The sequence below is a fragment of the Lactobacillus sp. M0390 genome (assembly GCF_016102085.1).
Classification (GTDB): Bacteria; Bacillota; Bacilli; order Lactobacillales; family Lactobacillaceae; genus Lactobacillus; species Lactobacillus apis.
In genome coordinates this window covers 173768-196284 of the sequence record NZ_JACFPH010000003.1, presented here as the reverse complement: position 1 = coordinate 196284, position 22517 = coordinate 173768, and the positions used below count along the sequence as shown (strand labels likewise).

The window sequence follows — 22517 nt, the reverse complement described above, 5'->3', positions numbered from 1 at the left end:
GGTGAAAAAAACCCTTAGTTAATTTTAATTCCGCCATCTGAGCAGACTACTTTAAGAAGTGGAGTACCCTTGATGATTTCGCTAAAGTACTTTCTGTAACTATGGCCATGATAGTTGATATTTTCATCATCATCGTCGTCGTATGAGGCAATTGAAAGACGGCAGCTGGTTTTAGAAATTTGGCTTGCCTGAAAATCACCATCATTTAAGTTAAATAAACAGTCATCAATAATTTTTGAGTTGTTGATGCTAACATCGCCATCATCAAGTGAAGCAGTTGTCTTAAGGTGACAATTTGTGACAGTTAGGTCGCCAGAATTTAAGTTGAGGATACTTTGAGAAAGAGATGAATCGGTAAGCATCATGTCACCGTCATCGAGATAGAAGTTAGCATTTTTGGTTTTAACATTATTAACAGTGACGTCGCCGTCTTGAAGCTGTAAATCAACTTTGCCAATAGTCAGATCACGTAGACTAAAATCGCCTTCAGAACAAGAGCCATCAATATTTTCTAGGTCCTTATTTTTTGGAACAGTGATTGCTATGCGATAGCCATCATCATATGAACCATTGTCAGTAATAATTAATTGATGGTCTGTGACTTCTATTCCAACTTTTTTAGGGTTGTGGCCAACAACCGTGACTTGGAATTTTTCACCGTGAGCAATTTGCACATCTGGTTGATCGACGTTGAGTTTAATGCTAGAAAAAGGCTTAACTTGCGTGATTTTAGTAACAGTCTTTACTTTATGGGTACTTTGCTCGCCATGAGTGAAGAAATTGCTAGCACGCTCAATCATTGAAGACCTTTTTCCTGAATTGGCAAGGTCGGCCTCTTGTTCACCATGATTTACCTTGCCAATAATAAGTAAGGCAAGACCTAATGTAAGAACAGTAATACCAATTACGTAGATTTTTTTCATTATAAAGGGCTCCTTATAAAATTTAATGGATTAAAATACTTCCATCTGTGCTATTAACGTGAAGAGCGGGTTTATTTTTAACTTTTTGAGAAAAGCGTCCTGAATAGTATTTATTAAAAAAGCGGATATTCTCGTCAGAGCTAGTCGAAAGTACGTAGCTAATTTTAGGTGAGTCAGTCATTAAGAACTCACCATCGTATAACTTGAATGAGCTATCATTGGTGAATTCTGAACTTCTGATTTTAATGTCACCATCAGCTAGCTTAGTGGCAGTTTGAAGTTTGCTGTTGGCAATTGCTAAGTCGCCGTCAGCTACTTTTAGCTTGCTAGCTAGGATAGTTGAATCGGCTATTTTAAAATCACCGTCGTTTACCTGAGCTTGTAAGTTGTTTGTTTTGGCATCATTGATAACTAAATCGCCGTCGTTTATTTTTAGTTCCATGGTAGACAAGTCTAAGTTTGTTAGTTGCATGTCTCCAGCGTCACAGAAACCGGCAACTTTTTTCAGGGAGGATCTCTTAGGAACGGAAATGCTAACTTGGTAAAAACCGTCATTATAATGATGCTCGGGTTGGTCATAAATAGTTAATTGCTGATTTTTAACTTTAGCTTTTATTTTCTTAATGTCTGCACCATGACTGCCACTAATTGTAATTTGAAAATTTTTCCCCGTTGCAATTCTGATATCAGGGCGATAACATTTTAGCTGAATTCGATCAAACTCATTCACGTTAAAAGTGTGACTCTGACTCCTACTTTGCCGTTGTTGTGGACGAGCTGGTGTAGGCTGAGGTGAATGACTGGTTACTACTTTGCTTACGCCAAATAAAAATAGCCCAATGATGATAAGTAACCCGCCAATTTTATAAAGCTTCTTCATTTTTAATTCTCTTTATGATTTTTATTAGTCTGAAAATAGTTTTTCTTTAAAACATTTTTCCCTAAATTACGCATTGCTGTTGTACATTTGGCAATAAGAAAATCGACTAGCTTGACAAGCCACGGTAAAAGTAAAAGAACAATCCCGATTGCGATTAGTGCTTGTCCTAAATAAAGGCTACCAGCGGCCCAGCTACCCGTGAACAGGAGAGCAATGGCCTTAACTAGGAGAAAGCCTTGTTTAAGGAAGAATGTGAAGACGATAACTGCTAAGGTTACTAAAAAAGCTAAACAAACGGCAAGAAAAGCGAAAATCAGTAAAATTAGCGGGATACCGATAGGGGCGGCACAAATTCCTAGCAGGATATACCAAATTGCTTTTAAATTTGACCGAGGCGCCGTTGATTTAACTGAAGCAGAATCGCTATTGGTTGAATAGTCGGCTAGTATTTTAATTGATAACTGTTTTGGTGTACCTAGTTCTTGTTCAATGGTTGAGCGCCTGACAAAATCGCCATCCAGTAAAAATTCACGATAAAATTCGAGCACGTCTTGACGCTCTTTTTCTGGTAAGCCGCTTAGGTCTTGTTCCAGCTCAAAAATATAATCATCAATTACTTTGGTCATTTTGTCCTCCTAACACTTGATCAACATTTGTACTAAAACCCTGCCACTCATCTTGGATTGTTTGGAGTAATTCAATGCCATCATCGGTGATGTGGTAGTAGCGCCTGTTGCGCCCTTGGTATGGTTCATCGTAAGTTGTTAAGTAATTATTTTTCTTTAAGCGCCGTAATACCGGATAAATGGTTGACTCGGAGATATCGAAAACTTTTTGAACGTTTTGTGTCAAAGCGTAGCCATACAAGTCATCTTGCTTTAAAAAAGCTAAAACAGCACCATCCAATAAACGTGTTGGTATTTGGATTGCCATGCTTTGCTCCCTCCTTATATTATATGCTATATAATATTCTAATTTAGTATTGATTCGGAGGCAAGCATAAATTACTACTGTGCTATAAAAAGACCGAAAACAAAAAGACGACTAAGTTAATTAGCCGTCTGATACTTGTTTAATTAAAAAAGAAAATAAAAAAAGCACCGACTACTTGCAGTGCCATTTCCATTATGGTGGGTGGCCAGGGGCTCGAACCCTGGACCCACGGATTAAGAGTCCGTTGCTCTACCAACTGAGCTAGCCACCCATGTCTTACCGACAGTTAAATATAATAGCAACTATTTCATACTTTGACAAGGGGTTTAGCAAAAATAATTATGAATTTTGCTCTAATTGACCTATTTTTCCGTATGCAATAACTGAGTGTCTTAATTTGCTGAAATGCGTAAGCTAAAAAATTGACTAGCACTTGGCAAAGGTAATAAGATAATGCAGCTGCTAAAAGCAGCAATAAGTCAGGACTATTGCCGCAAACTGCACACAAATAAAGGTAAGTATGTAATTAAAAACTAAGTTTAACTATAGCCCAATTACTATTTGGCTGGATATTTGACCGTGTTAAAAAGTGCGGCATAGTCCGTTTATTAGAAAACAAAAAAGCAACAATTCTGTGCAATTGTTGCTTTTTCCTTTATGATGGGTGGCCAGGGGCTCGAACCCTGGACCCACGGATTAAGAGTCCGTTGCTCTACCAACTGAGCTAGCCACCCAAATGCTGTCTTGTACAGCCGACGGGAACTATTATGCTATTAAATTGGTTAAAATGCAAGACTTTTTATTAAGTTTTTGTGACTTTTTTGGCTAATAAGGGAAAAAACAGTATAATGGTAAGCAAAGGAGGCTTTCGATGCCAAAGAAAATTCTCGTTGTCGATGACGAAAAACCAATATCAGATATTATTAAGTTTAATCTGACCAAGGAGGGCTTCGACGTCGACACTGCCTATGATGGAGAAGAAGCCATTAAAAAAGTAGATGAATATGATCCGGATCTAATGATTTTGGATTTAATGCTGCCTAAAAAGGATGGCTTAGATGTTGCACGTGAAGTTCGGCAAACTCATGATTTGCCAATTATCATGGTTACGGCCAAAGACACGGAGATCGATAAGGTGCTGGGCTTAGAAATGGGTGCTGATGACTATGTTACCAAACCATTTTCTAACCGCGAACTTGTTGCTCGAGTTAAGGCTAATTTGCGGCGCCGCAATATCGCTGAAAAAGTAGAAAGTACTAATGAAGATACTTCTACTAAAAATATTACAATTGGTAACTTGGTGATTATGCCAGATGCTTATATAGTAGAAAAAGAGGGTAAGAAAATTGAACTTACCCACCGTGAATTCGAGTTACTCTACTATTTAGCTCAGCATATGGACCAAGTAATGACACGTGAGCACTTGTTACAAACAGTTTGGGGCTACGACTATTTTGGTGATGTCCGCACTGTTGATGTAACTGTTCACCGTCTACGTGAAAAAATAGAAGATAACCCAATCCAACCGCAGATTTTAGTGACTCGTCGTGGTGTTGGCTATTATGTAAAACAGCCTACTGAGGAATAATGAAGAAAGCCCGCAGAACTACTTTATGCGCGGCTTTCTTTTTATATTTAGCTTTTTATGAATATGAAAAAATTAAAAAACAAGTTTAAACATCTAACGATTTCGATTAATACTACTTTAGCTGCTGTCTTTATGGCAATGATAATTGCTACGATTGAAGTAATTGGTGCCTATTTTACAAGACAATTGGAACAAAATAGTATTGAAAATTTTCAATCTTCAATTCAGGTGCTGCCAATTGTCAGTAATCAGTTGTCTACGCAGCTGTTAAAAGATGATAAGCACACTGACAGTAACCTTAACCGGATTGTTAGTGACTATAGTAACGGAATTGGTACCATTAGTGAAATTATTGTGGTCGACAATAAAGACATTATTCGTGCTGTTTCTAATATCAATGATAAAAACCGGATAGGGCAGCGTGTAAATAACACCTTGGTCAAGCAAGTAACTTCAACTGGCAGGCAAGCAACTAAGGTAGTTAGTGATCATGGTGACTACATGATTCAAGTGACGCCGCTTAATGCGGGTAACGGCTCCGCTAACACTGTTGGCGCAATTTATGTCCGTGCCTCAATGCAGGGTGTCTTTAATGATCTCCGGAATATTTCTTTGATGTTCCTAGTAACATCGTTGATTGCCGCGGTAATGGGTGCCGTTTTATCGCTGGTTGTTTCGCATGCGATTACGAAGCCAATTGAAGAAATGCAGAGTCAAGCCCTTAATATCGCTGATGGTGATTACTCGAGCCAGGTTAAGATTTATTCAAATGATGAGCTGGGCCAATTGGGTCAGGCTTTTAATACGTTATCGGTTCGAATTGAACGATCGCAAGAAGAATCCGAAAGTGAGCAGCGACGATTAGATAGCGTTTTGTCCCACATGAGTGATGGCGTGCTAGCAACTGATCGTCACGGCAACGTTAATGTCGTTAACCAAATGGCACTTAGCTTTTTGAACACAACTGAGGCAGAAATTATTAATAAACCTATTGCTTCCGTTCTAGGATTAGATGAAACTTCGCAAGATTTAATTGCCAGTCAAAAAGGTGAGGTTATTACTATTAATAAAGGAACGCGTGACGAGGTAATTCTGCATGCGAGTTTCTCCCTTATTAAGCGAGTAACGGGCTTTGTTTCAGGTAGTGTTTGTGTTTTACACGATATTACGGAACAGCAAAAAAATGAAAATTCACAAAAGCAATTTGTTTCCAATGTTTCGCATGAGTTGCGTACGCCGCTAACTAGTTTACATGCTTACATTGAAACGTTAAATGAGGGCGCATGGAAAGATCCTGACATTGCACCGCAATTTTTACAGGTTACCCAAGAAGAAACTGAGCGTATGATTCGGATGATTAATGAGCTGCTAAGTCTGTCACGAATGGACCGTGGTGTTTCAAAGATTGACGTGGAATGGGTTAACTTTAATGATTTTGTGGCTCATATTTTAGATCGTTTTGATATGATCGTGAAAACAGATGCAAAAGAAGGTAAGAAAAAATATACCATTAAACGGAAGCTCGGATCACAGGCTCTATGGGTTGAAATTGATACTGATAAATTTGCACAGGTCATCGATAATATTATGAACAACGCAATCAAGTATTCGCCTGATGGTGGTGTAATTACTGTTAAATTAAGACAGGAGCAACAAAAAATCGTTCTCAGTATCAGTGACCAAGGGCTGGGAATTCCGCGTGAGGATCTTGGTAAGATTTTTGATCGCTTTTATCGGGTTGATAAGGCAAGATCACGTGAGCAAGGCGGAACAGGTCTTGGCCTTGCCATTGCTAAAGAAATTGTCAATGAGCATCATGGTAAAATCTGGGCTAACAGTAGTGAAGGTAAGGGCTCAACTTTCTACATTTCCTTGCCATATGAACCAATGAGTGAGGGGGACGATTGGGATGAAGTCTAAATTCAAAATCGGTGATCTACTGTTGTCACTAGGAACGGTCATTGTCTTTGTGCTCTCGATTGTCTTGTGGACCTTCATTATGACAAACGACCAGTATTTTAGTCGCATCGATCAGACCAGTAATGTTACTCAACATACACATAGCCAACGTGGGCGAATATTTGACAATTTGTATGTACCAACTAGCTCGTATGGCTTTGAAAATGGGCAGCCATATCGTTTATATGATGCCAAAAAGAACTTACCCTTGGAATTTGCCAAAGAACTTAAAAACGTTAAGTTCGAAGGAATTAAAACAATTAGTTCAGATCAAAAATCTTATGAAAAGATGCTCAATAATCCGGGCTATTTGCAATTAACTTTTCCTAACGAAATTAGCGTTAATTTGTTTACTAAAAGAGAGCTAACAAATAAGGATAAAAAGTTTCGACGTGCTTTTGTTTCAGCAAGTAATGATTCCCTTTATCTTGGCAATGATAAAACAACAACGATCTATCGTATTAACTTAATTAACGCTGATTTTAGTCGTCTTCGTGATTATGCCGATAATATCAAAGGTAAAAAGCCAATTAAATTCGTGCGCACGAAAGATAGCTACGAAACTTTTTACACAAAACAAGAAAATTGGCGTGTATACAGCTACTTAACGACTAAGCAGACCGACTCTTATTTTGTTTCGCGTTTGCTAGGCACAACAAATGTCACTTCAAGGGCTAGCAAAAAGGGCTGGACAACTTATTCACTTAACTACTACACGAAGTTACGTGTGCCAAATGCAGCAAGTGAACGTAATGATTTACTTTATACCCGTTATGAAAAGCAAAAGGAAATGACGGTCAACGATCGCTTGCTAAATAGTATTGAGCTGGTACATAAACTGGGCTTGAGTGAACAGGATTTAAGATATTTTGACTCTTCAAATGAAATTACTTGCTACAGTAACTATATTGAAGGGATGCCAGTTTTTATGGGGCAGCATGATCCGCAAATTAGTACAAAATTGACGCAGGATACTGTAGAAGTTGCTTTTAACAATTTAGATTTACAAATACCGATTCCTTTTGATGGGCAAACGCGGACATTGGAGTCAACGGATGAAGTTGTTCAGCAACTTGTAAATAATGGCTTAAAGAAAGCGGAAATTCAGCGTGTTATTGTCGCCTTTAGGGTAGAAAAAGACAATAGCCACGACAACTTGGTTAACTTGATTCCTGCCTACTTCGTCAAAGCTTATGATCAGTGGAAGAGCGTCGAGGAATGGAAGCAGACAGATATCGCTAGCTTAGCAAGACAGGAGGCAAAGAAGTAAGATGGACAGAAAAAGAATTGAATGGCTCTTCTTCATTGTTTTCTTATTAATCGATTTGTATCTCGGAATTGAGATTTGGCGTTCACCAATTAGCTTGAGTACCACAGCCGGTAATGCTTCTACTAGTATTCGTGCGGAAATGCGTGCAGATGGGATAGATATTCCAGTTCATCTCTCGCATAAGCAACAATCAGGCTACTATTTAGCTGCGAAAAACCGTGATCATCTTTCACATACAGCAAATAGTTTGACACAAGTATCGACCCACTACTCTAAGAGCGATAATTCGTTAACGGGTACGCCGAAGACAGCGGTGCTTTTAAATGGTAGCCATAAAAAGATTTTGGAGCAGCTAGAACAGTTTAAAAATGATCCGGCTAATGTTCCCTATGGCAAGGACTTTACTTATGATGCCAGCATGTCGGGCGAAGGCGCATATTATTACATTCAAAAAACCAGCTATGGGCAAATTTATGACAGTGATGCCCAATTAACTATTAACGTCCACAATGGTCAAATCACTAACTATACAATTTCTTATATGGGACCAGTTAGTTCTGTGCGCGAACCGCAGCTGATTATTAGTGCATGGCACGCAGTTAAAGCGATGTATACGGACCGTGAAATTGCCAATAATTCACGTGTAATTCAAGTTAAACTGGGTTATTCCAAGTTAACTGAGGTTCGAGGTAGTACCATTTTGTTGCCAACTTGGTTAATTCTAGTAGAAAACAAAACGACTAAAAATGTTACGGTTAAACGCGTCAATGCGTTTACGGCACAGATTTTACAGAGTGGATCGTATAATGTGCAGAAAAATTAGAAAGGAAAAAACGTGTGCGCGTTTCTGTTTTAGCTAGCGGTTCAACAGGCAATACCAGCCTGATTGAAACACCACAGCATAAAGTTTTAATGGATGCAGGTTTGTCAGGAAAAAAGATTGCGTCATTACTGGCAGATGTTGGAGTTGATATCAAAGAGATCGATATGGTTTTTTTGAGTCACGATCATTCAGACCATAGTAAAGGGTTAGGTGTCTTAATGAGACGCTATCCCCAAATTGCTGCTTTTTCTAATAGTGGAACCTGGTCATATTTGACTGAGTCACAGAAAATTGGTCAAATTCCGGTCGAACAAATAAATGTTATTGAACCAGGGCAAACAAAGACGTTTGGCGACCTTGATGTAACTGCATTTGCAACTAGTCATGATGCCGCTGAACCACAGTATTATGTTTTCACTAGTGGTGGCAAAAGAATGGCTTTTTTAACAGATACGGGTTATGTTTCTAGTAAGGTGAAGGACGTTATTTCCGACGCTGATGCATATATGATGGAATTCAATTACGATGATATGATGCTACGTAATGGACCATATTCTTGGAATCTAAAACAGCGTATTTTGTCTGATGTTGGTCACTTGTCGAATGAGGATGCTGCCATGGCACTTTTGGATGTTGTTTCAAATAAGACAAAGCGTATTTACATGGCACACCGCAGTCAACATAACAACACGGCCAAGCTAGCATATGATGCTGCTAAGCAGATTTTAATAAATGGCGATGCTCCTTTGCCATCCGATGTTCAGCTCATCATGACCGACGCGGATAAACCGACGAATTTAGAACAAATTTAAGGTTATTGAATAACAATTTTCAGTATACTAGATTAAATACTTAAAGGAGATTAAAAAATGGACAATCGAAACCCTAGACATAGACAAAATGGTTTAGTTAAGACGGCTATCGTTGGCGTTGTTGCGGGACTAATTGGTGGTGGAGCTTCTTACTTTGCCATTGATCAGATGAATAATGCCAATTTAAATAGTAATGATGCACAAACAAGTATTACTTCTAGTAGTTCAAAGACTTCAAAAAATAGTGCTAAAACAAGTGGCACAATGACTCCTGCATATAATGATGTTAAAGGAGCTGTTGTTTCTGTCATTAACTTAAAGCGCCAATCAAGTAGTAGTAGTAACTCAATTTTTGATATTTTTGGCGATGATCAAGATGACGGTAAAAAAGAGCGTGGCAAGCTCCAAACCTATAGTGAAGGTTCCGGCGTTATTTACATGAAAACGGGGAATAAAGGCTATATCGTCACTAACAACCACGTTGTTTCAGGTAGTGACAAGGTAAAGGTAATGCTGTCTAATGGTAAAACAGTAGACGCGCGAATTGTTGGAACTGATGCCACAACTGACTTGGCAGTTTTAGCAATCGATGCCGGCTACGTCACCCAGACTGCTGAATTTGGCGATTCTAAGACCCTTCAGGCTGGACAAACAGTTATTGCAGTTGGATCACCGCTTGGCAGTGAATACGCCTCAACTGTTACGCAAGGGATCATTTCAGCGCCTGCACGTAGCATTACAACCTCTTCTGCTAACCAACAAACAGTTATTCAAACGGATGCCGCAATCAATCCAGGTAATTCAGGTGGTGCATTAGTTAACTCTGCTGGGCAAGTGATTGGGATTAACTCAATGAAACTTTCGCAATCAAGTGATGGTACTTCAGTTGAAGGAATGGGATTTGCAATTCCTTCAAACGAAGTAGTCAACATTGTTAACCAACTTGTTAAAAAGGGTAAGATCGTTAGACCACAACTTGGCGTTAAGGTCATTGCTCTTCAAGGAATACCTTCAAGTTATCGCAAACACCTCAATATTAAGTCCAATTTAAAGGACGGAATATATGTCGCAACTGTGAATAAGAATAGCTCTGCCGCACATGCAGGAATTAAAGTTGGCGATGTAATAATTAAGGTTGACAACAAAACAGTCTCAGATGTGGCATCGTTACACACCATTTTGTATAATCACAAAATTGGTGATACGGTCACTTTAACCGTTAACCGTGGTGGAAAAGAAATTAATTTACGTGCAAAACTTGAATCCAACTAGTTTTGAGAATATTCATTAATTAGAGATAAAAAAGGCTATATTAAGCGATTTTAATTGCTGGTATAGCCTTTTTGCTAACAAAATAATTGCGAAACACTAAATAGTTCGACTTTTTAGGCTGTCAAGAAAAAACTATTTTGCAAAAACTTGTTGATAACTGTGGAAAACTTTGTGGATTGTGCATAAATATGGGGTAATAGTTGTAAGACCACTGTGCATAACCTGTGACTTGTGTGTAAACAATAACACTAAGTAGTTAAAACAAACAACTGTTCAAACCGGTGCAACAGCGTTTAGAGCCTAAAGTTTGTGAATAATAATTATCAAAAGGCAAAATGTGAGTAAATTTGACAAACCGAGCCAAATTTTTTTAAGTAGCACTAGGTATCGGTCCCTTTTGCAAGAGGGGCACAAAATATAGAAAAAGTTTATTCACAGGTGTGGAAAAACTAGGTGGAAACAATGCGAATTAGGGGATAAAATAGGAATCATGAATATTAAGATTGTATGCGTAGGCAAATTAAAGGAAAAGTATTTCAAGGACGCAATTGCGGAATATCAAAAAAGACTGAGTCGCTTTGCAAAAATAGAAATTGTGCAGGTCCCAGACGAGAAGGCACCTGAGAAGCTTAGTGAGGCACAACAGGAGCAAGTCAAGGAGCTTGAAGGTAACAGAATTTTAAGCAAAATAAAGGAGCGTGAGTACGTTTATGTAACTGCAATTAAGGGTAAGGAACGTACTAGTGAGGACTTTGCAAAAGAACTGAGTGACTTGGCTCTTTATGGTCATTCGGACGTAACTTTTGTAATTGGTGGCAGTCTTGGAACAAGTCAGGCTGTGAATAAGCGTGCGGATGATTTGATTAGCTTTGGCAAATTAACTCTGCCGCACCAGCTAATGCGTGTCGTGCTGATTGAGCAAATTTACCGTGGGTTTATGATTAATAATGGCAGTCCTTATCATAAGTAGTATTAGCTGAGTTAGGGATATTGCTACGTTAAAAGGGAACAAATTATTTTGTTCTCTTTTTATTTGTTTAATTAATAAAGTTCTGCTTTAATGACGGTGAATGAATTTATTCGGTTGAAAGGAGTAAATGATGAAAAAAGCAGTCCAAGTAACAAACGAGCGTTATCGCTTAAATTATCACATTTCAACGCCTGCAGGTTGGTTGAATGATCCAAATGGCTTTTCTTATTTTAAGGGCTACTATCATATTTTTTATCAATATCATCCTTACTCAGCTGAATGGGGACCAATGCACTGGGGACACTATCGCAGTAAGGACTTAGTGCATTGGGAAGAATTACCAATTGCGCTTGCTCCTGACAGCGAACCAGACTGTGACGGCTGCTATTCAGGAAGTGCAATCGAAAAAGATGGTCGTCTCTTTCTTATTTATACCGGAAATCGCTACTGTGACAATAAGCATGAGCAATTCTGTCAAACGCAAAATGTGGCCTTTAGTAAAGACGGTGTGCATTTTAAAAAGTATGACCATAACCCGGTTATTGAGTCTGCTCCTGTTGATAACTCGGAACACTTTCGTGACCCTAAAGTGTGGCGCCATAACGACAAATTTTATTTGGTAATAGGAAGTCAAAGTAAAGAAGGACTGGGACGAGTCTTGACCTACCAGTCAAATGACTTATACCACTGGCAATATTTAGGGCCAATCGCTGAAGCCACAAATGTTGCTGAAGAAGGTTATATGTGGGAGTGCCCTGACCTCTTTTCTTTAAATGGTAAGGATATTTTGCTTTGCTCACCACAAGGCATCGAGTCAGCCGGTAAAAAGTACTTAAATTGCCACCAAACAGGTTATTTTGTTGGCCAGATGGATTATCAAAATAATCGCTTTGAACATGGCTGCTTTACCGAACTAGATCATGGACATGATTTTTATGCTGCACAAACAATGCGCACGCCAGATAACAGGCAAATTTTATTTGGCTGGATGGACATGTGGCATTCAAACTTTCCCGAGCAAGCAGACGGGTGGTCAGGAGCATTAACTTTGCCGCGTGAACTGAAGTTAAAAGATAATCGCTTGCTGATGACACCGGTGGAAGAACTAATAGCATTGCGGCAGAAAAAAGAAGTGGACCAGAAACTTGCTGTGGAAAATGAACAGATCAATGTTTCTGACGCCCAACATGTAGAACTACTGTTAAACTTTTCATTAGAAAATTGGAAAGGTAAGCAGCTAGTATTTACTTTGAAAGAAAGCGCGGGCAACATCTTAACGCTCACTTTTAATAGTGCTACAAATGAAGTCGTTATAAAGCGCAGCGATAAAGAGCCAAATGACGCTAAGCGCTTTGGCCAGGTGAATACAAGTGATGAACTTAAACTCCGCATTTTTATCGATACAAGCTCGGTTGAGTTCTTTATAAATGATGGGGAATTAGTCTTTTCAGAACGCTACTATACTAAGAATGAACCAAGGATAGTTTTAACTGCAGATAAGCCAGTTATGACTCAAATAACTGCGTATAATTTAAGCAAATAGTATTAAGCTTATTGGTCTAAAAATTGAATCAACAATATTGATGATTATTTACTAAGGCTTGGTGTCGATACTCAATCGGCATCAGGCCTTTTAGTGTAGCCTTAATTCAGGTGCAATTTCTCAGGGCAGCATGATGGAATATTGTTGCGTTTAAAAAATAAGTAGCCAAGATCTATTTACAAACAGCAGATTCTTCTATAGTATTATTTTTATTTAATAAATATTTAATTTTATTAGAAAGGCAACACGATGACGTTATCAGGATTGATTAAAGTCAATAATAAGCGCGCTCTTTGTGTGATTTTGCTGTACTTCGTATACGCTGTTACTGGAACGCTTGATCTATATATTTATCAATACGCCATCAACAACTTGGGAAGTGGTAACCTAGGCGGCTTTATTTACTGGCAGGTAATTGAACTAATTCCTACTATTTCTGGCTTTTTTATTTTGCCAATCGCTACTTATTTATTTAATAAACAAATTCAAGAATATGTAGATGAAATAAGAACCAAAATGGTTAAGCACTTTTATGTAACCAACAATTTGACTACCGCGAAGATGCAAAACCAGTTACAAAGTAACCTTGATTTACTAACCAGTAAATATGCACTACCTTGGATTGAGATTTTGAGTAACCTATTCATTATTTTAATGTCTGTGGGAGCACTCTTTAACCTTAACTGGATTTTTGCCATAGTGACGGCTTTCTTCATTTTTCTTGACTTATATTTGCCTAAGGTTATGGCAAAGCGGACTGCTAAAGCAAATATGCAAGTCTCCCAACAAAACGAAAAACTTTTGACCGTAATCGGCGATTGGATTGCTGGTTTAAATGAATTGCGACGGTATAATTCGTGGTCAATGTTAAACAGGGAGCTGAGCAAATATTCAGACAAATTAGAGAAGTCTAAGGTGAAACGGACCGAAGTAGAAATGTACTCTAGTGCAATAAATGGTGTTGGCAATACAGTTGGTCAAATCTCAATTGCTTTTCTGGCGGGTATTTTGTTTTTTGCTGGATATATCAAAATTGGTGCAGTGCTGTCGTCTACAGCCTTTGCATACAATGTTTTTTCTGCAGTTATGGCTATCACGGCTGCTACAGTCAAAATTAGATCCACGCAGAGCGTCAATCATCAGACTAAGCAATTGACCGAAAAAGTGCAGAGCAAACCCGTTTCAAACAGTTCGATTAATAAAATTGAAATCCACGATTTGGTGCTGAAATATGGGTCAAAAAAGGAGCTTCAATATCCTGACTTTGTTATCAACAAGGGTGAAAAAGTTTTGCTAACCGGTGATAGCGGCACCGGTAAATCCAGCTTGTTTAAAGCAATTTTAGGTGAAATTAAACCGTATCATGGTGAAATTATTTTTAAAACGGAAGAGGGCAAGCAATTTTCACCTGCTCCAAATGAAATTGGCTATTTAGCACAAGATCCCAAAGTATTTCCTGGTACGATTGCTGACAATATTACGATGTTCAAAAAGCAACTTTTAGATCAGGTACCCGACGTTCTTAACAAAGTTCAACTAACATCAGATGTGGCCCGTTTTCCGCTAGGGATCAATACTGAAGTTGACTTAGATCAAGGCAACCTTTCTGGTGGTCAACGGCAAAAAATTATTTTGGCAAGGGAAGAAATCTTTAAAAATGACATTGTTCTGTTAGATGAGGCTACGAGTGCAATTGATAGTGCTGCTACAGAGAAAATCATGCACGAGCTGACTACTTCTGACAAAACGATTGTAGTAATTGCTCATAATTTGAACGATAAAGTTAAGGCAATGTTTGATAAAGAAATTAAATTAGTAAGCAACAAAGAGGAAAAAGATGAATTTTAAAACATTTTATCGGACGAATCGCTTACGGGTGTGGGTAATTGCCTTTTCAAGTCTAATGCAGCCCTTTGTCTTAATTGCTGCTGCTTACCTTAATATGTTGGAAATTAACACTTTACGAGACCATAATAAAAAGGCTTGGCTAATAATCGTGCTTGCCTCATTACTGGGCTACCTGCTCTCCAACTTTTTTGATATGGTGTCCAACTATCTACTAGCTACTCATATTAGGGAATTTAATCAGCAATTAAGGGGCAAGATTCTTAGGCATCTTTATGATGAAAAAAGAACTTATCAAGTCGCTGAAGTTGAGAATCAACTGACAAATGATTTGAACATGGTAAATGATCAGTACTTTAACTTGCTACCAACTATCTGCAATTTTCTTGGCTATATTATTTTTTCCGTAATTGCATTGTTGACGATTAATTGGACGCTGTTAGTGATAACTCTACTAACAGTCTTATGCTCAATATTTTTGCCTAAACTAATTGATAAGCCAATTCAAAAGGCAATGGAGAATGTGTCGCTTAAAAATAGTCAATATTTAGATTTGATTGAAAAATGGCTCAGTGGAATTACCGAATTGCAACGTTATGCAGCGGGCGAACACTTAATGAAGGTGATGCATGTAGGTGCAAAAAAGTTGGAGGAGGCAAAACTAAACCAAACTGCGAAACAGCAAGTCTTATCAATTATTACTGGGAGTATTTCGCAAATAATGATTTTTGCCTTATTTATATGGACAGGGGTGCTAATTAAAGGGCATATGGCTCCTTTCGGTGCGATTGCTGTTATCGGTAATTTTAGTACGTACATGTCTACTGGAATTGAATATTTACCATTTTATCTAGGCTTAATTAAGGGCACTAGTTCATTAAGAGACAAGATTACCGTGGAAACTTTACCTGTAAGAGAGCATAGTGAAACTGAAATTCATGAAAGTCCCTACGCCTTCAGGACAAAAGACTTAGCAGTGAAATTTCAAAATGGTGAAGCCCTAAAATTTCCAGATATTGAGGTCAAGTATGGTGAGAAAATTTTACTTACTGGTGATAGTGGAGCAGGTAAATCAACCTTATTTAAATTGATTCTAAACTTTCTTGCGCCTAGCTCTGGGCAACTTGAGTTTATGAATCAAGCAGGTGAAATTATTGAACCTGATCTTACTAAGATCGGTTATATTGCACAGGATCCTATTTTGTTCCCAAGCACTATTAAAAGTAATATTACAATGTTTAACGATCAGCTGGATGGCCTGGCTGAAATAGTAGGTCAAAATATAGGGCTCACTGATACATCATCTTTTGCACAAGGTCTTAATACTGAAATTAATCTGCAAAAGCTGAATATTTCCGGTGGTCAAAGACAAAAAATCATTTTGGCACGTGCACAGGTTCATGATAGTAATATTTTATTAATTGACGAGGGAACCAGCGCGATTGATCAAACAGCAACACTGGAAATCTTGCAGCAGCTATTGCAGAAGCCCAACACCGTTATTTTCATTGCACATAACTTCAATGAACATATGAACAGCATGTTTGATCGAGAAATTCATTTGAGTAAATAAAAATAGTTCCAAAAAGTATTAACTTGATGGAACTATTTTTTGTTACTTTAAGGTAAACAGTGCAAGGTTGACTAATATTAAGATGACACCACTCCATAGCCAATCACTGGCTTTAAGTGGCACGGCAACAATCACCGAGCGTTTCGCACTTTCGACGTAGCCATGAGATTCCATTCCTTGCGCCAGATTTTCAGCTGAATTCAGCGCTACCAAGATGGCTTTGAAGTATAAAACAGGTGACCAAAAACTGAGGTAAACTCCGCGCATCATTCCAGCAATGCGAATTTGCTTAACTGCTCGTTTCATTTGGGGGATGATATTTAATGCGGCCAAGACGCCATAAGCAAACTTACTTGGTAAATGAAAATTCTGTTCGAGTGAACGGGCTAATTCTTCTGCAGTTGTTTTGATTGATACGCAACAGATTGTTAGTGTGTAGACATAAATACGGCTAGACAGACTGAGTGCATTTTCGAGGTTAGGCTGCGGGGCAAACCAGTAAAGAGTCGCAAAAATGGTGAATGCCGCAATTAATGGCGTAAGCAGGGTAAATAATAGACTTTTAAATTTGATTTTTTGCGTAAGTAAATAGACAACAGCAAAAACAATTACCAATAAGTTGGTTGTTAAACTAGTTTTAAGCGATAACTCAATTGAAATGATTAGTGCTAAAAGAAATTTGAAACTAGGATTCATCTTTTACCTCACTTATTACTGTATGTTAAATAATGATTACTAAAAACTAAATGGTAGTCACACCAGTCGGCAAGATTAGTTAATTCATGACTGATAATAAGCAACGTTTGGTGCCGTTGTTTCTGACTCTCATGCAATAAGTTCATGACCTTTTGTGCCGATTCATGATCTAAGCCACTCAATGGCTCATCAATCAGTAACACTTTTTGGCTGGAAATTAACATTAATAAAATCTGCAACTTCTTTTGTTGACCGCCTGAAAGAGAATAGACAACTTGATCTTTGGTTTGACTTAAGTCGAGATAATCCAACATCTCGGCTATTTTTTCTTTTGTAAAGTAGCTGTCTTTTGCTTGCTTCAGACTGAGCTTGATTTCGTCTTCAACCGAAACGGCAATAAATTGGTCAGTTGCGGTTTGAAAAATTTGCCCAACTTCCAGTAAGTATTTTCTTGTCGTCTGGTTACGGATTTCCCGCTTGTCGTAGGTAATACTTCCTCTGTACGGGAGCATTTTAGTCAGAACATTAAATAATGAAGTCTTGCCAACACCGTTGGCACCGGTAATTAGTGTTGTTTTGCCAGCAATGATGTTTAGATGGTCTTGCTTTAACAGAATACGATTTTGTTCAACTTGAGCATTAGTTAAAACAAAACATGGAGTTTCATTTTCAGGAAGGGCAAAAGTATAAGTGTGTTCCTGTTGACTATCATGCAATAGTTCATTTTTACTTGCTTCATCTAGCAGCGTGACATTATCACGTTTAAATTGAAACAAGTAGTCACAAATGTTTTCATAGCCAGTCAAAACATGGTCAGTTAAAATAATCGTTTTTCCTTTATCCCTTAAATGCGCCAATTTAGTAATTAAAAATTGACGTGCTTCAGGATCGCAGCTAGCAAACGGCTCATCAAGTAAAAACAAATCAACATCCATTGCGACTAAGACAGCTAGTGCAACTCGTTGTTGCTCACCACCCGATAGTGTCGTTATTTTCTGATCCAGTAACTGTTCAATTTGCGTAAACTTGGTTGCATCGTTAAGTCGCTCTAGATATTGATCACTACTTAGTTGTAAATTTTCGAGAGCGAAAATTATTTCTTCTCGTGGAGTTGCCATAGTAAACTGCTCACCGGCATTTTGAAACATCATCGCGGAACGTAATCCATCTAGTTCAACTGTTCCACTAACTTTACCAGCATATTTAGGATAAAGGCCGGCTAAAATTTTTAACAAAGTGGACTTACCACAGCCAGTAGGCCCAATGAGTAGCGAAAATTTGCTAGTTGGAATTTCGAGTGTAATGTTATTAAGTATTTTCTGTTGCTCGTCGTATGAAAATGAGAGCTGGTTTGTTCTGATCAATTTTTCTTACCAAGATAAATAAAAAGCCATTGAACAATGATGTTCAACGGCGCAAAATAATTAGTTTCCCTTCGCTGGCATTGTCCAAAGCAGGTTCAATGGGTATATTCTCAGCCTAACGGCACCCCTTTAGTATATTCATGATTATTATACAAAAAGAACCTAGTACTTGTCTAGATTGCAGCAAGAAGTGAAAAAAGCATACGGGTTTTTGTTAAAAATGATAGCTCAAGTCCAACTTAGGGTTAAAAATTACGATATAATAAAATTATGAAAAAAAGATACTAATAGGCGGGTGATAACTATGGCAACGGTGAAACAGGAACAGTATTTAACAAGTGTAATTGATGCAACTACTTCTGATTCCAATGAAATAAGATTGAGTCCAGGCAGTAATGACTTTGACTTGTTTACAATTAACCTCGAAAATCATAACGGCGGGGTCCATCGTTATCAAACAACAGGACTAACGATTCTTTATGAAGCTGTTGGGACTACAAAAACCAAAATTAACGGTCAGGCGTTCACGATTTCTGCTGGTAATATTATTCTTTTGCAAAAAAAGAGTGAATATGAAGTGGAAAAGCAGGGCAAAAAAGATTTACTAGTTAAAATAGAACTTAGTCAAAGGCTGTCCGAACAATTTACTTTAAAAAAGAAACAGTACTTTAGTGAACAAGAAAAAGCTGTAATTGATCACATCAGTAAGCTAATGACAACAAACAGACTATTAAATTTAAATTGTTCAGCAATGTCGAGCTCTGCACAAATAATGAAAAAGATTATCGATGAATATCTTAATCAGAATCTTTTTGTTGAAAACATGGTGCTTGCCGAGCTTAGTATCTTATTTGTAGCAGCACTTAGAAACAAGGACTTTGAAAAGGCGCCGACTGCTGCACCTAAATTTGCACAAACAGCCTTGGAACAATACATTGATGAGAACTTTGCCGATGTTACTTTGAATGAAGCGGCCAAGCATTTTGGCTTGAATCCGAATTATTTTTCGACCTTGGTTAAGCAGAAGACTGGTAAAAGTTTTGTCGAACACGTTGACGAGAGACGAATGCAAGAAGCGCGCAATTTACTTGCCCGTCCCGACATTTCAGTCAAGGAAATTATTACTAGGGTAGGCTACAATGGAAAATCATTCTTTTATAAAAAGTTTGGTGAGTACTATCATGAAACGCCTGTTCAAATGCGGGCTGAACTGTTTAGACAGGCCAATATTAATCTGAAATAAAATGAGCAAAAAATGCACCCCTATTAAGGGATGCATTTTTTAATAACTAAAATTACATTTTTTCTAACCGCTCAATTCGGTCCTTTGTAGGTGGATGACTATCAAATAAATGTGTAGTACCCCTTTTATGAAGTGGGTTTTCGATGTACATTCCTGCGCTACTTGGATCTGCTTGTTTCATTGGATCGGAACCATCAATTTTTTCCAAAGCAGATATTAATCCTTGCGGATTACGTGTTAATTCGACTGAGGAAGCATCTGCTAAGTATTCGCGATTACGCGATAATGCCATTTGCGCAAGACTAGCACAAAGTGGTCCCAAAATAAGAACAAAGATAATCGCAACAATTTTAAAAACCATTACAATAGCGTTGTTACTATCATTGTCACTATCACGATCATCATCAATCCACCAGATATAGCGGCTGGCAATACCAGATAAATATGAAATAACACCTACTAAAACAGCGGCAATGGTTGAAACTAAAATATCATAGTTTCTAATGTGAGAGATTTCGTGTCCTAAAACGCCTTCGAGTTCTTCACGATTCATCATGTCGAGGAGTCCTTGTGTAACTGCCACTGCTGAATGCTCAGGGTCCCGCCCTGTTGCAAAGGCATTTGGACTAGCATCATTAATGATGAAAACACGCGGCATCGGAACTTTACCAACAAGAGCCATGTCTTGAACAACATGCCATAACTCGGGATTGTCGGCTTCATGAACTTCTTGGGCATGATTCAAGCTCATTACTAAGTTAGCTGGATTGGGCAAAACTATTAGTAAATAGATTGCACAAGCAACAAGGGCAATAATCAGCCCCAAGATTGGATTGTCCGCAAAAAGATAGCCGAATCCAACGCCAGCAAGAGCTAAAATGAGCGTAAACACCACCATGATGCCAGCTGTTTTTCGTTTATTACGAGCAATTTGTTGAAATAACATGAGATTAGTATCTAAAATTTAACCTTAGGAACTTCTTTTTCAGCTTCGGCTGTCTGCAAGTAATCAACCTTTTTGAAGCCGTGGATTCCAGCAACAATATTTGAAGGGAAGGTTAATAGCTTTTGATCGTAAAGAGCAGCAGATGAGTTGTAAAGCTGTCTTGAATAAGCAATTTTGTTTTCAGTGTTAGTTAATTCTTCTTGCAATTTAGCAAAGTTTTGGTTTGCTTTTAAGTCAGGATAGTTTTCTGATAAAGCAAAAATAGTTTTTAAGCTATCTGAAAGCTGATTCGATACCTTTAAAGTTTCAGCGTGATCATCACTAGGAATGTTAGTTAATTGATTACGCAGTTGAACTACCTTTTCTAGTGTCTCACTTTCATGCTTAGCATAACCTTTGGTGGTTTCAACTAAGTTAGGAATTAAGTCGTTACGACGCTTTAGCTGAACATCAATTTGACTCCAAGCTTCGTCAGTATATACTTTGGCTTTTTGCAAGCCATTGTAGATAGCGATATAAATTGCCAATATTAATACGACAATAATTACTGCTATCCAAATTGTTAAGGTAAGATTAGACATTGTTTTTCCTCCTAGAATAATATTAGTTAATTATAACTGATAACTGTGCACTTGAATATAAAAAAAGGCTTTACACAGCGTTTACTGGTAAAACCTAATAAATAATTAACTTTTAAACTAGGAGCAGTACCCAGCCAATTAAAGTCAAAATAAGCAAACCGGCGAACTGCATCACAATCCATTTTTTAAAAAAATCACCGCGTGAAACTGAGGCATTTTGTGTAAAGGTCTTGAGTACTAGCATGTTAGCCATTGAGCCAATTGGTGAGCCAAAGCCACCGATATTAGAGCCTAGAAACAGTGCCTTGGCGTGAGTGGTGAACTTACCGACTAAGATAGTTGCAGGTACGTTACTGATGACTTGGCTTGAGAGGATGGAAGTAAAGTAGGTAGAAGTTTCAGAATTCACCGTTGCGTGAATTAAACTAACGACGATTGGAATTTGTTGGATATCACTAATGAAAATAAAAAAGCAGGTAAAAGTTAGTAATAGCGCGTAATCCACTTTTAGTAAAATTTTGGGATTAATTAGTAGAGCCAAGATAATCGCAACAACCATTGGAATTACTACATTGATAACTTTAAAGACACCCAAAAAGAACAGAGCGAAAACTGCGGTAGTGATAACAGTTGGTCGTACACTAATATCAATTTGTTTAATATCTTGAACTGGAATCTTGGTGCGCGGAATAAAGTGAAAGATAATGAATGCGATCACCAAAGCAGAAAGTAGTAATGGCAATGACCACGAGAAAAACTCAAGCGCATTAACAGAGTACTTGCTGACAAGAAAAATGTTGTGTGGATTACCCCATGGCGTAAACGCGGCGCCGATATTTGCGCCCATGCCAATTAACGTAACCGGCAAAATTTGTGGTAAATCGCATCTTTTGGCAATATTTAAATATAGTGGAATCAAGGTAAGAGCAGTTATGTCATTACCTAAGAACATTCCAGAGATGATTGCTAATAAGGTGAACAAGATATTCAATTTCTGCATGTTATCAGCAATACTAGTCAATTTATAGGCTAAAACATCAAGAACATGCAAGTAAGCATAGATTTGAATGATAGTTAGCATTGCAGCTACAGAAAAAATCGTATGTAAATTAATGTCTTCGAGACGTGGTCTAGCGAAAAAAAGGCTTATCAGTGTCACCACTGCAGTAATTTGCAAAATGCGGTCACTAAAAACTTTTTTTAAGACGGTCATAAAATGTCCCCTTTCACACATTACAATCATCCAAAGTCAATAAGTCTATTTTGAGCTTTTTTTTCTGTGTTCGCAATATATAT

General features: G+C 37.9%; 20 protein-coding genes, 2 tRNA genes and 1 riboswitch. Of the genes, 11 read left to right on the top strand and 11 right to left on the bottom strand.

Annotated features, from left to right (window positions below):
* Positions 1-14 precede the first annotated feature (14 nt).
* From H3R25_RS07320 to H3R25_RS07295, 6 genes are all read right to left on the bottom strand, one after another.
* On the bottom strand, positions 15-923 hold the full coding sequence (locus H3R25_RS07320; protein WP_198194757.1) for a DUF4097 family beta strand repeat-containing protein: 909 nt from the start codon (positions 921-923) through the stop codon (positions 15-17).
* A 22-nt stretch (positions 924-945) separates the two neighbouring features.
* Complete coding sequence (locus H3R25_RS07315; RefSeq protein ID WP_198194755.1) at positions 946-1803, bottom strand: DUF4097 family beta strand repeat-containing protein; 858 nt, start codon at positions 1801-1803, stop codon at positions 946-948.
* A gap of 2 nt (positions 1804-1805) precedes the next feature.
* Positions 1806-2429, bottom strand: a complete 624-nt coding sequence (locus tag H3R25_RS07310) for a DUF1700 domain-containing protein (RefSeq protein ID WP_198194753.1) — start codon at positions 2427-2429, stop codon at positions 1806-1808.
* Positions 2413-2736 carry a PadR family transcriptional regulator gene (locus H3R25_RS07305; protein WP_109715006.1) on the bottom strand — a complete coding sequence of 108 codons (324 nt, stop codon included), beginning with the start codon at positions 2734-2736 and terminating at the stop codon, positions 2413-2415. The genes H3R25_RS07310 and H3R25_RS07305 overlap by 17 nt, the downstream gene beginning before the upstream one ends.
* 195 nt (positions 2737-2931) lie before the next feature.
* A tRNA-Lys gene (locus tag H3R25_RS07300) sits at positions 2932-3007 on the bottom strand.
* A 390-nt stretch (positions 3008-3397) separates the two neighbouring features.
* Positions 3398-3470 (bottom strand) — tRNA-Lys (locus H3R25_RS07295).
* A gap of 137 nt (positions 3471-3607) precedes the next feature.
* On the opposite strand from H3R25_RS07295, the gene yycF reads away from it, so the two are divergent.
* The 10 genes from yycF (at position 3608) to H3R25_RS07245 (ending at position 16391) form a co-directional block, all read left to right on the top strand.
* Complete coding sequence (gene yycF / locus H3R25_RS07290) at positions 3608-4324, top strand: response regulator YycF (protein ID WP_046305826.1); 717 nt, start codon at positions 3608-3610, stop codon at positions 4322-4324.
* 63 nt (positions 4325-4387) lie between these two features.
* Positions 4388-6244: a cell wall metabolism sensor histidine kinase WalK gene (gene walK, locus H3R25_RS07285; RefSeq protein ID WP_074426126.1), complete on the top strand. Its 1857-nt coding sequence runs from the start codon at positions 4388-4390 to the stop codon at positions 6242-6244.
* On the top strand, positions 6234-7553 hold the full coding sequence (locus tag H3R25_RS07280) for a hypothetical protein (protein ID WP_198194751.1): 1320 nt from the start codon (positions 6234-6236) through the stop codon (positions 7551-7553). The genes walK and H3R25_RS07280 overlap by 11 nt, the downstream gene beginning before the upstream one ends.
* A 1-nt stretch (position 7554) precedes the next feature.
* A complete protein-coding gene (locus tag H3R25_RS07275; RefSeq protein WP_198194749.1) occupies positions 7555-8376 on the top strand; it encodes a two-component system regulatory protein YycI in 822 nt (273 codons plus the stop codon).
* 14 nt (positions 8377-8390) lie between these two features.
* On the top strand, positions 8391-9188 hold the full coding sequence (locus tag H3R25_RS07270) for an MBL fold metallo-hydrolase (protein WP_187158601.1): 798 nt from the start codon (positions 8391-8393) through the stop codon (positions 9186-9188).
* Positions 9189-9245: 57 nt separating this feature from the next.
* On the top strand, positions 9246-10460 hold the full coding sequence (locus H3R25_RS07265; protein ID WP_109715008.1) for a S1C family serine protease: 1215 nt from the start codon (positions 9246-9248) through the stop codon (positions 10458-10460).
* Positions 10461-10950: 490 nt separating this feature from the next.
* Positions 10951-11430: a 23S rRNA (pseudouridine(1915)-N(3))-methyltransferase RlmH gene (gene rlmH, locus H3R25_RS07260; protein WP_198189051.1), complete on the top strand. Its 480-nt coding sequence runs from the start codon at positions 10951-10953 to the stop codon at positions 11428-11430.
* 127 nt (positions 11431-11557) lie between these two features.
* The gene (locus tag H3R25_RS07255; RefSeq protein ID WP_370567449.1) at positions 11558-12973 is read left to right on the top strand and encodes a glycoside hydrolase family 32 protein; all 1416 of its coding nucleotides are present in this window, start codon (positions 11558-11560) and stop codon (positions 12971-12973) included.
* A 249-nt stretch (positions 12974-13222) separates the two neighbouring features.
* Complete coding sequence (locus tag H3R25_RS07250) at positions 13223-14821, top strand: ABC transporter ATP-binding protein (RefSeq protein WP_198194745.1); 1599 nt, start codon at positions 13223-13225, stop codon at positions 14819-14821.
* Positions 14811-16391 carry an ABC transporter ATP-binding protein gene (locus H3R25_RS07245; protein ID WP_198194743.1) on the top strand — a complete coding sequence of 527 codons (1581 nt, stop codon included), beginning with the start codon at positions 14811-14813 and terminating at the stop codon, positions 16389-16391. Before H3R25_RS07250 ends, H3R25_RS07245 begins: the two co-directional genes overlap by 11 nt.
* 42 nt (positions 16392-16433) lie before the next feature.
* Here H3R25_RS07245 and H3R25_RS07240 read toward each other — a convergent pair whose 3' ends face one another.
* Positions 16434-17087 (bottom strand): energy-coupling factor transporter transmembrane protein EcfT, encoded by a 654-nt coding sequence (locus H3R25_RS07240; protein WP_198194741.1) that lies wholly within the window; start codon positions 17085-17087, stop codon positions 16434-16436.
* 8 nt (positions 17088-17095) lie between these two features.
* Positions 17096-18451, bottom strand: coding sequence for an ATP-binding cassette domain-containing protein (locus H3R25_RS07235; RefSeq protein WP_198194739.1), 1356 nt, complete (start codon positions 18449-18451; stop codon positions 17096-17098).
* Positions 18452-18498: 47 nt separating this feature from the next.
* Positions 18499-18590, bottom strand: a riboswitch (TPP riboswitch).
* Between the two features lie 165 nt (positions 18591-18755).
* Here H3R25_RS07235 and H3R25_RS07230 point away from each other — a divergent pair.
* Positions 18756-19694 carry an AraC family transcriptional regulator gene (locus H3R25_RS07230; RefSeq protein WP_198189056.1) on the top strand — a complete coding sequence of 313 codons (939 nt, stop codon included), beginning with the start codon at positions 18756-18758 and terminating at the stop codon, positions 19692-19694.
* A gap of 52 nt (positions 19695-19746) precedes the next feature.
* Here the strand turns inward: H3R25_RS07230 and htpX are convergent, their stop codons facing one another.
* The 3 genes from htpX to H3R25_RS07215 all read right to left on the bottom strand — a co-directional run bounded on the left by htpX (position 19747) and on the right by H3R25_RS07215 (position 22434).
* Entirely contained in the window at positions 19747-20640 is an 894-nt protein-coding gene (htpX, locus tag H3R25_RS07225; RefSeq protein ID WP_198194737.1) for a zinc metalloprotease HtpX, read from the bottom strand.
* A gap of 11 nt (positions 20641-20651) precedes the next feature.
* Positions 20652-21221: a LemA family protein gene (locus H3R25_RS07220; protein WP_046305843.1), complete on the bottom strand. Its 570-nt coding sequence runs from the start codon at positions 21219-21221 to the stop codon at positions 20652-20654.
* A 112-nt stretch (positions 21222-21333) separates the two neighbouring features.
* Complete coding sequence (locus H3R25_RS07215; RefSeq protein WP_198194735.1) at positions 21334-22434, bottom strand: SLC13 family permease; 1101 nt, start codon at positions 22432-22434, stop codon at positions 21334-21336.
* Between the last annotated feature and the right edge of the window lie 83 nt (positions 22435-22517).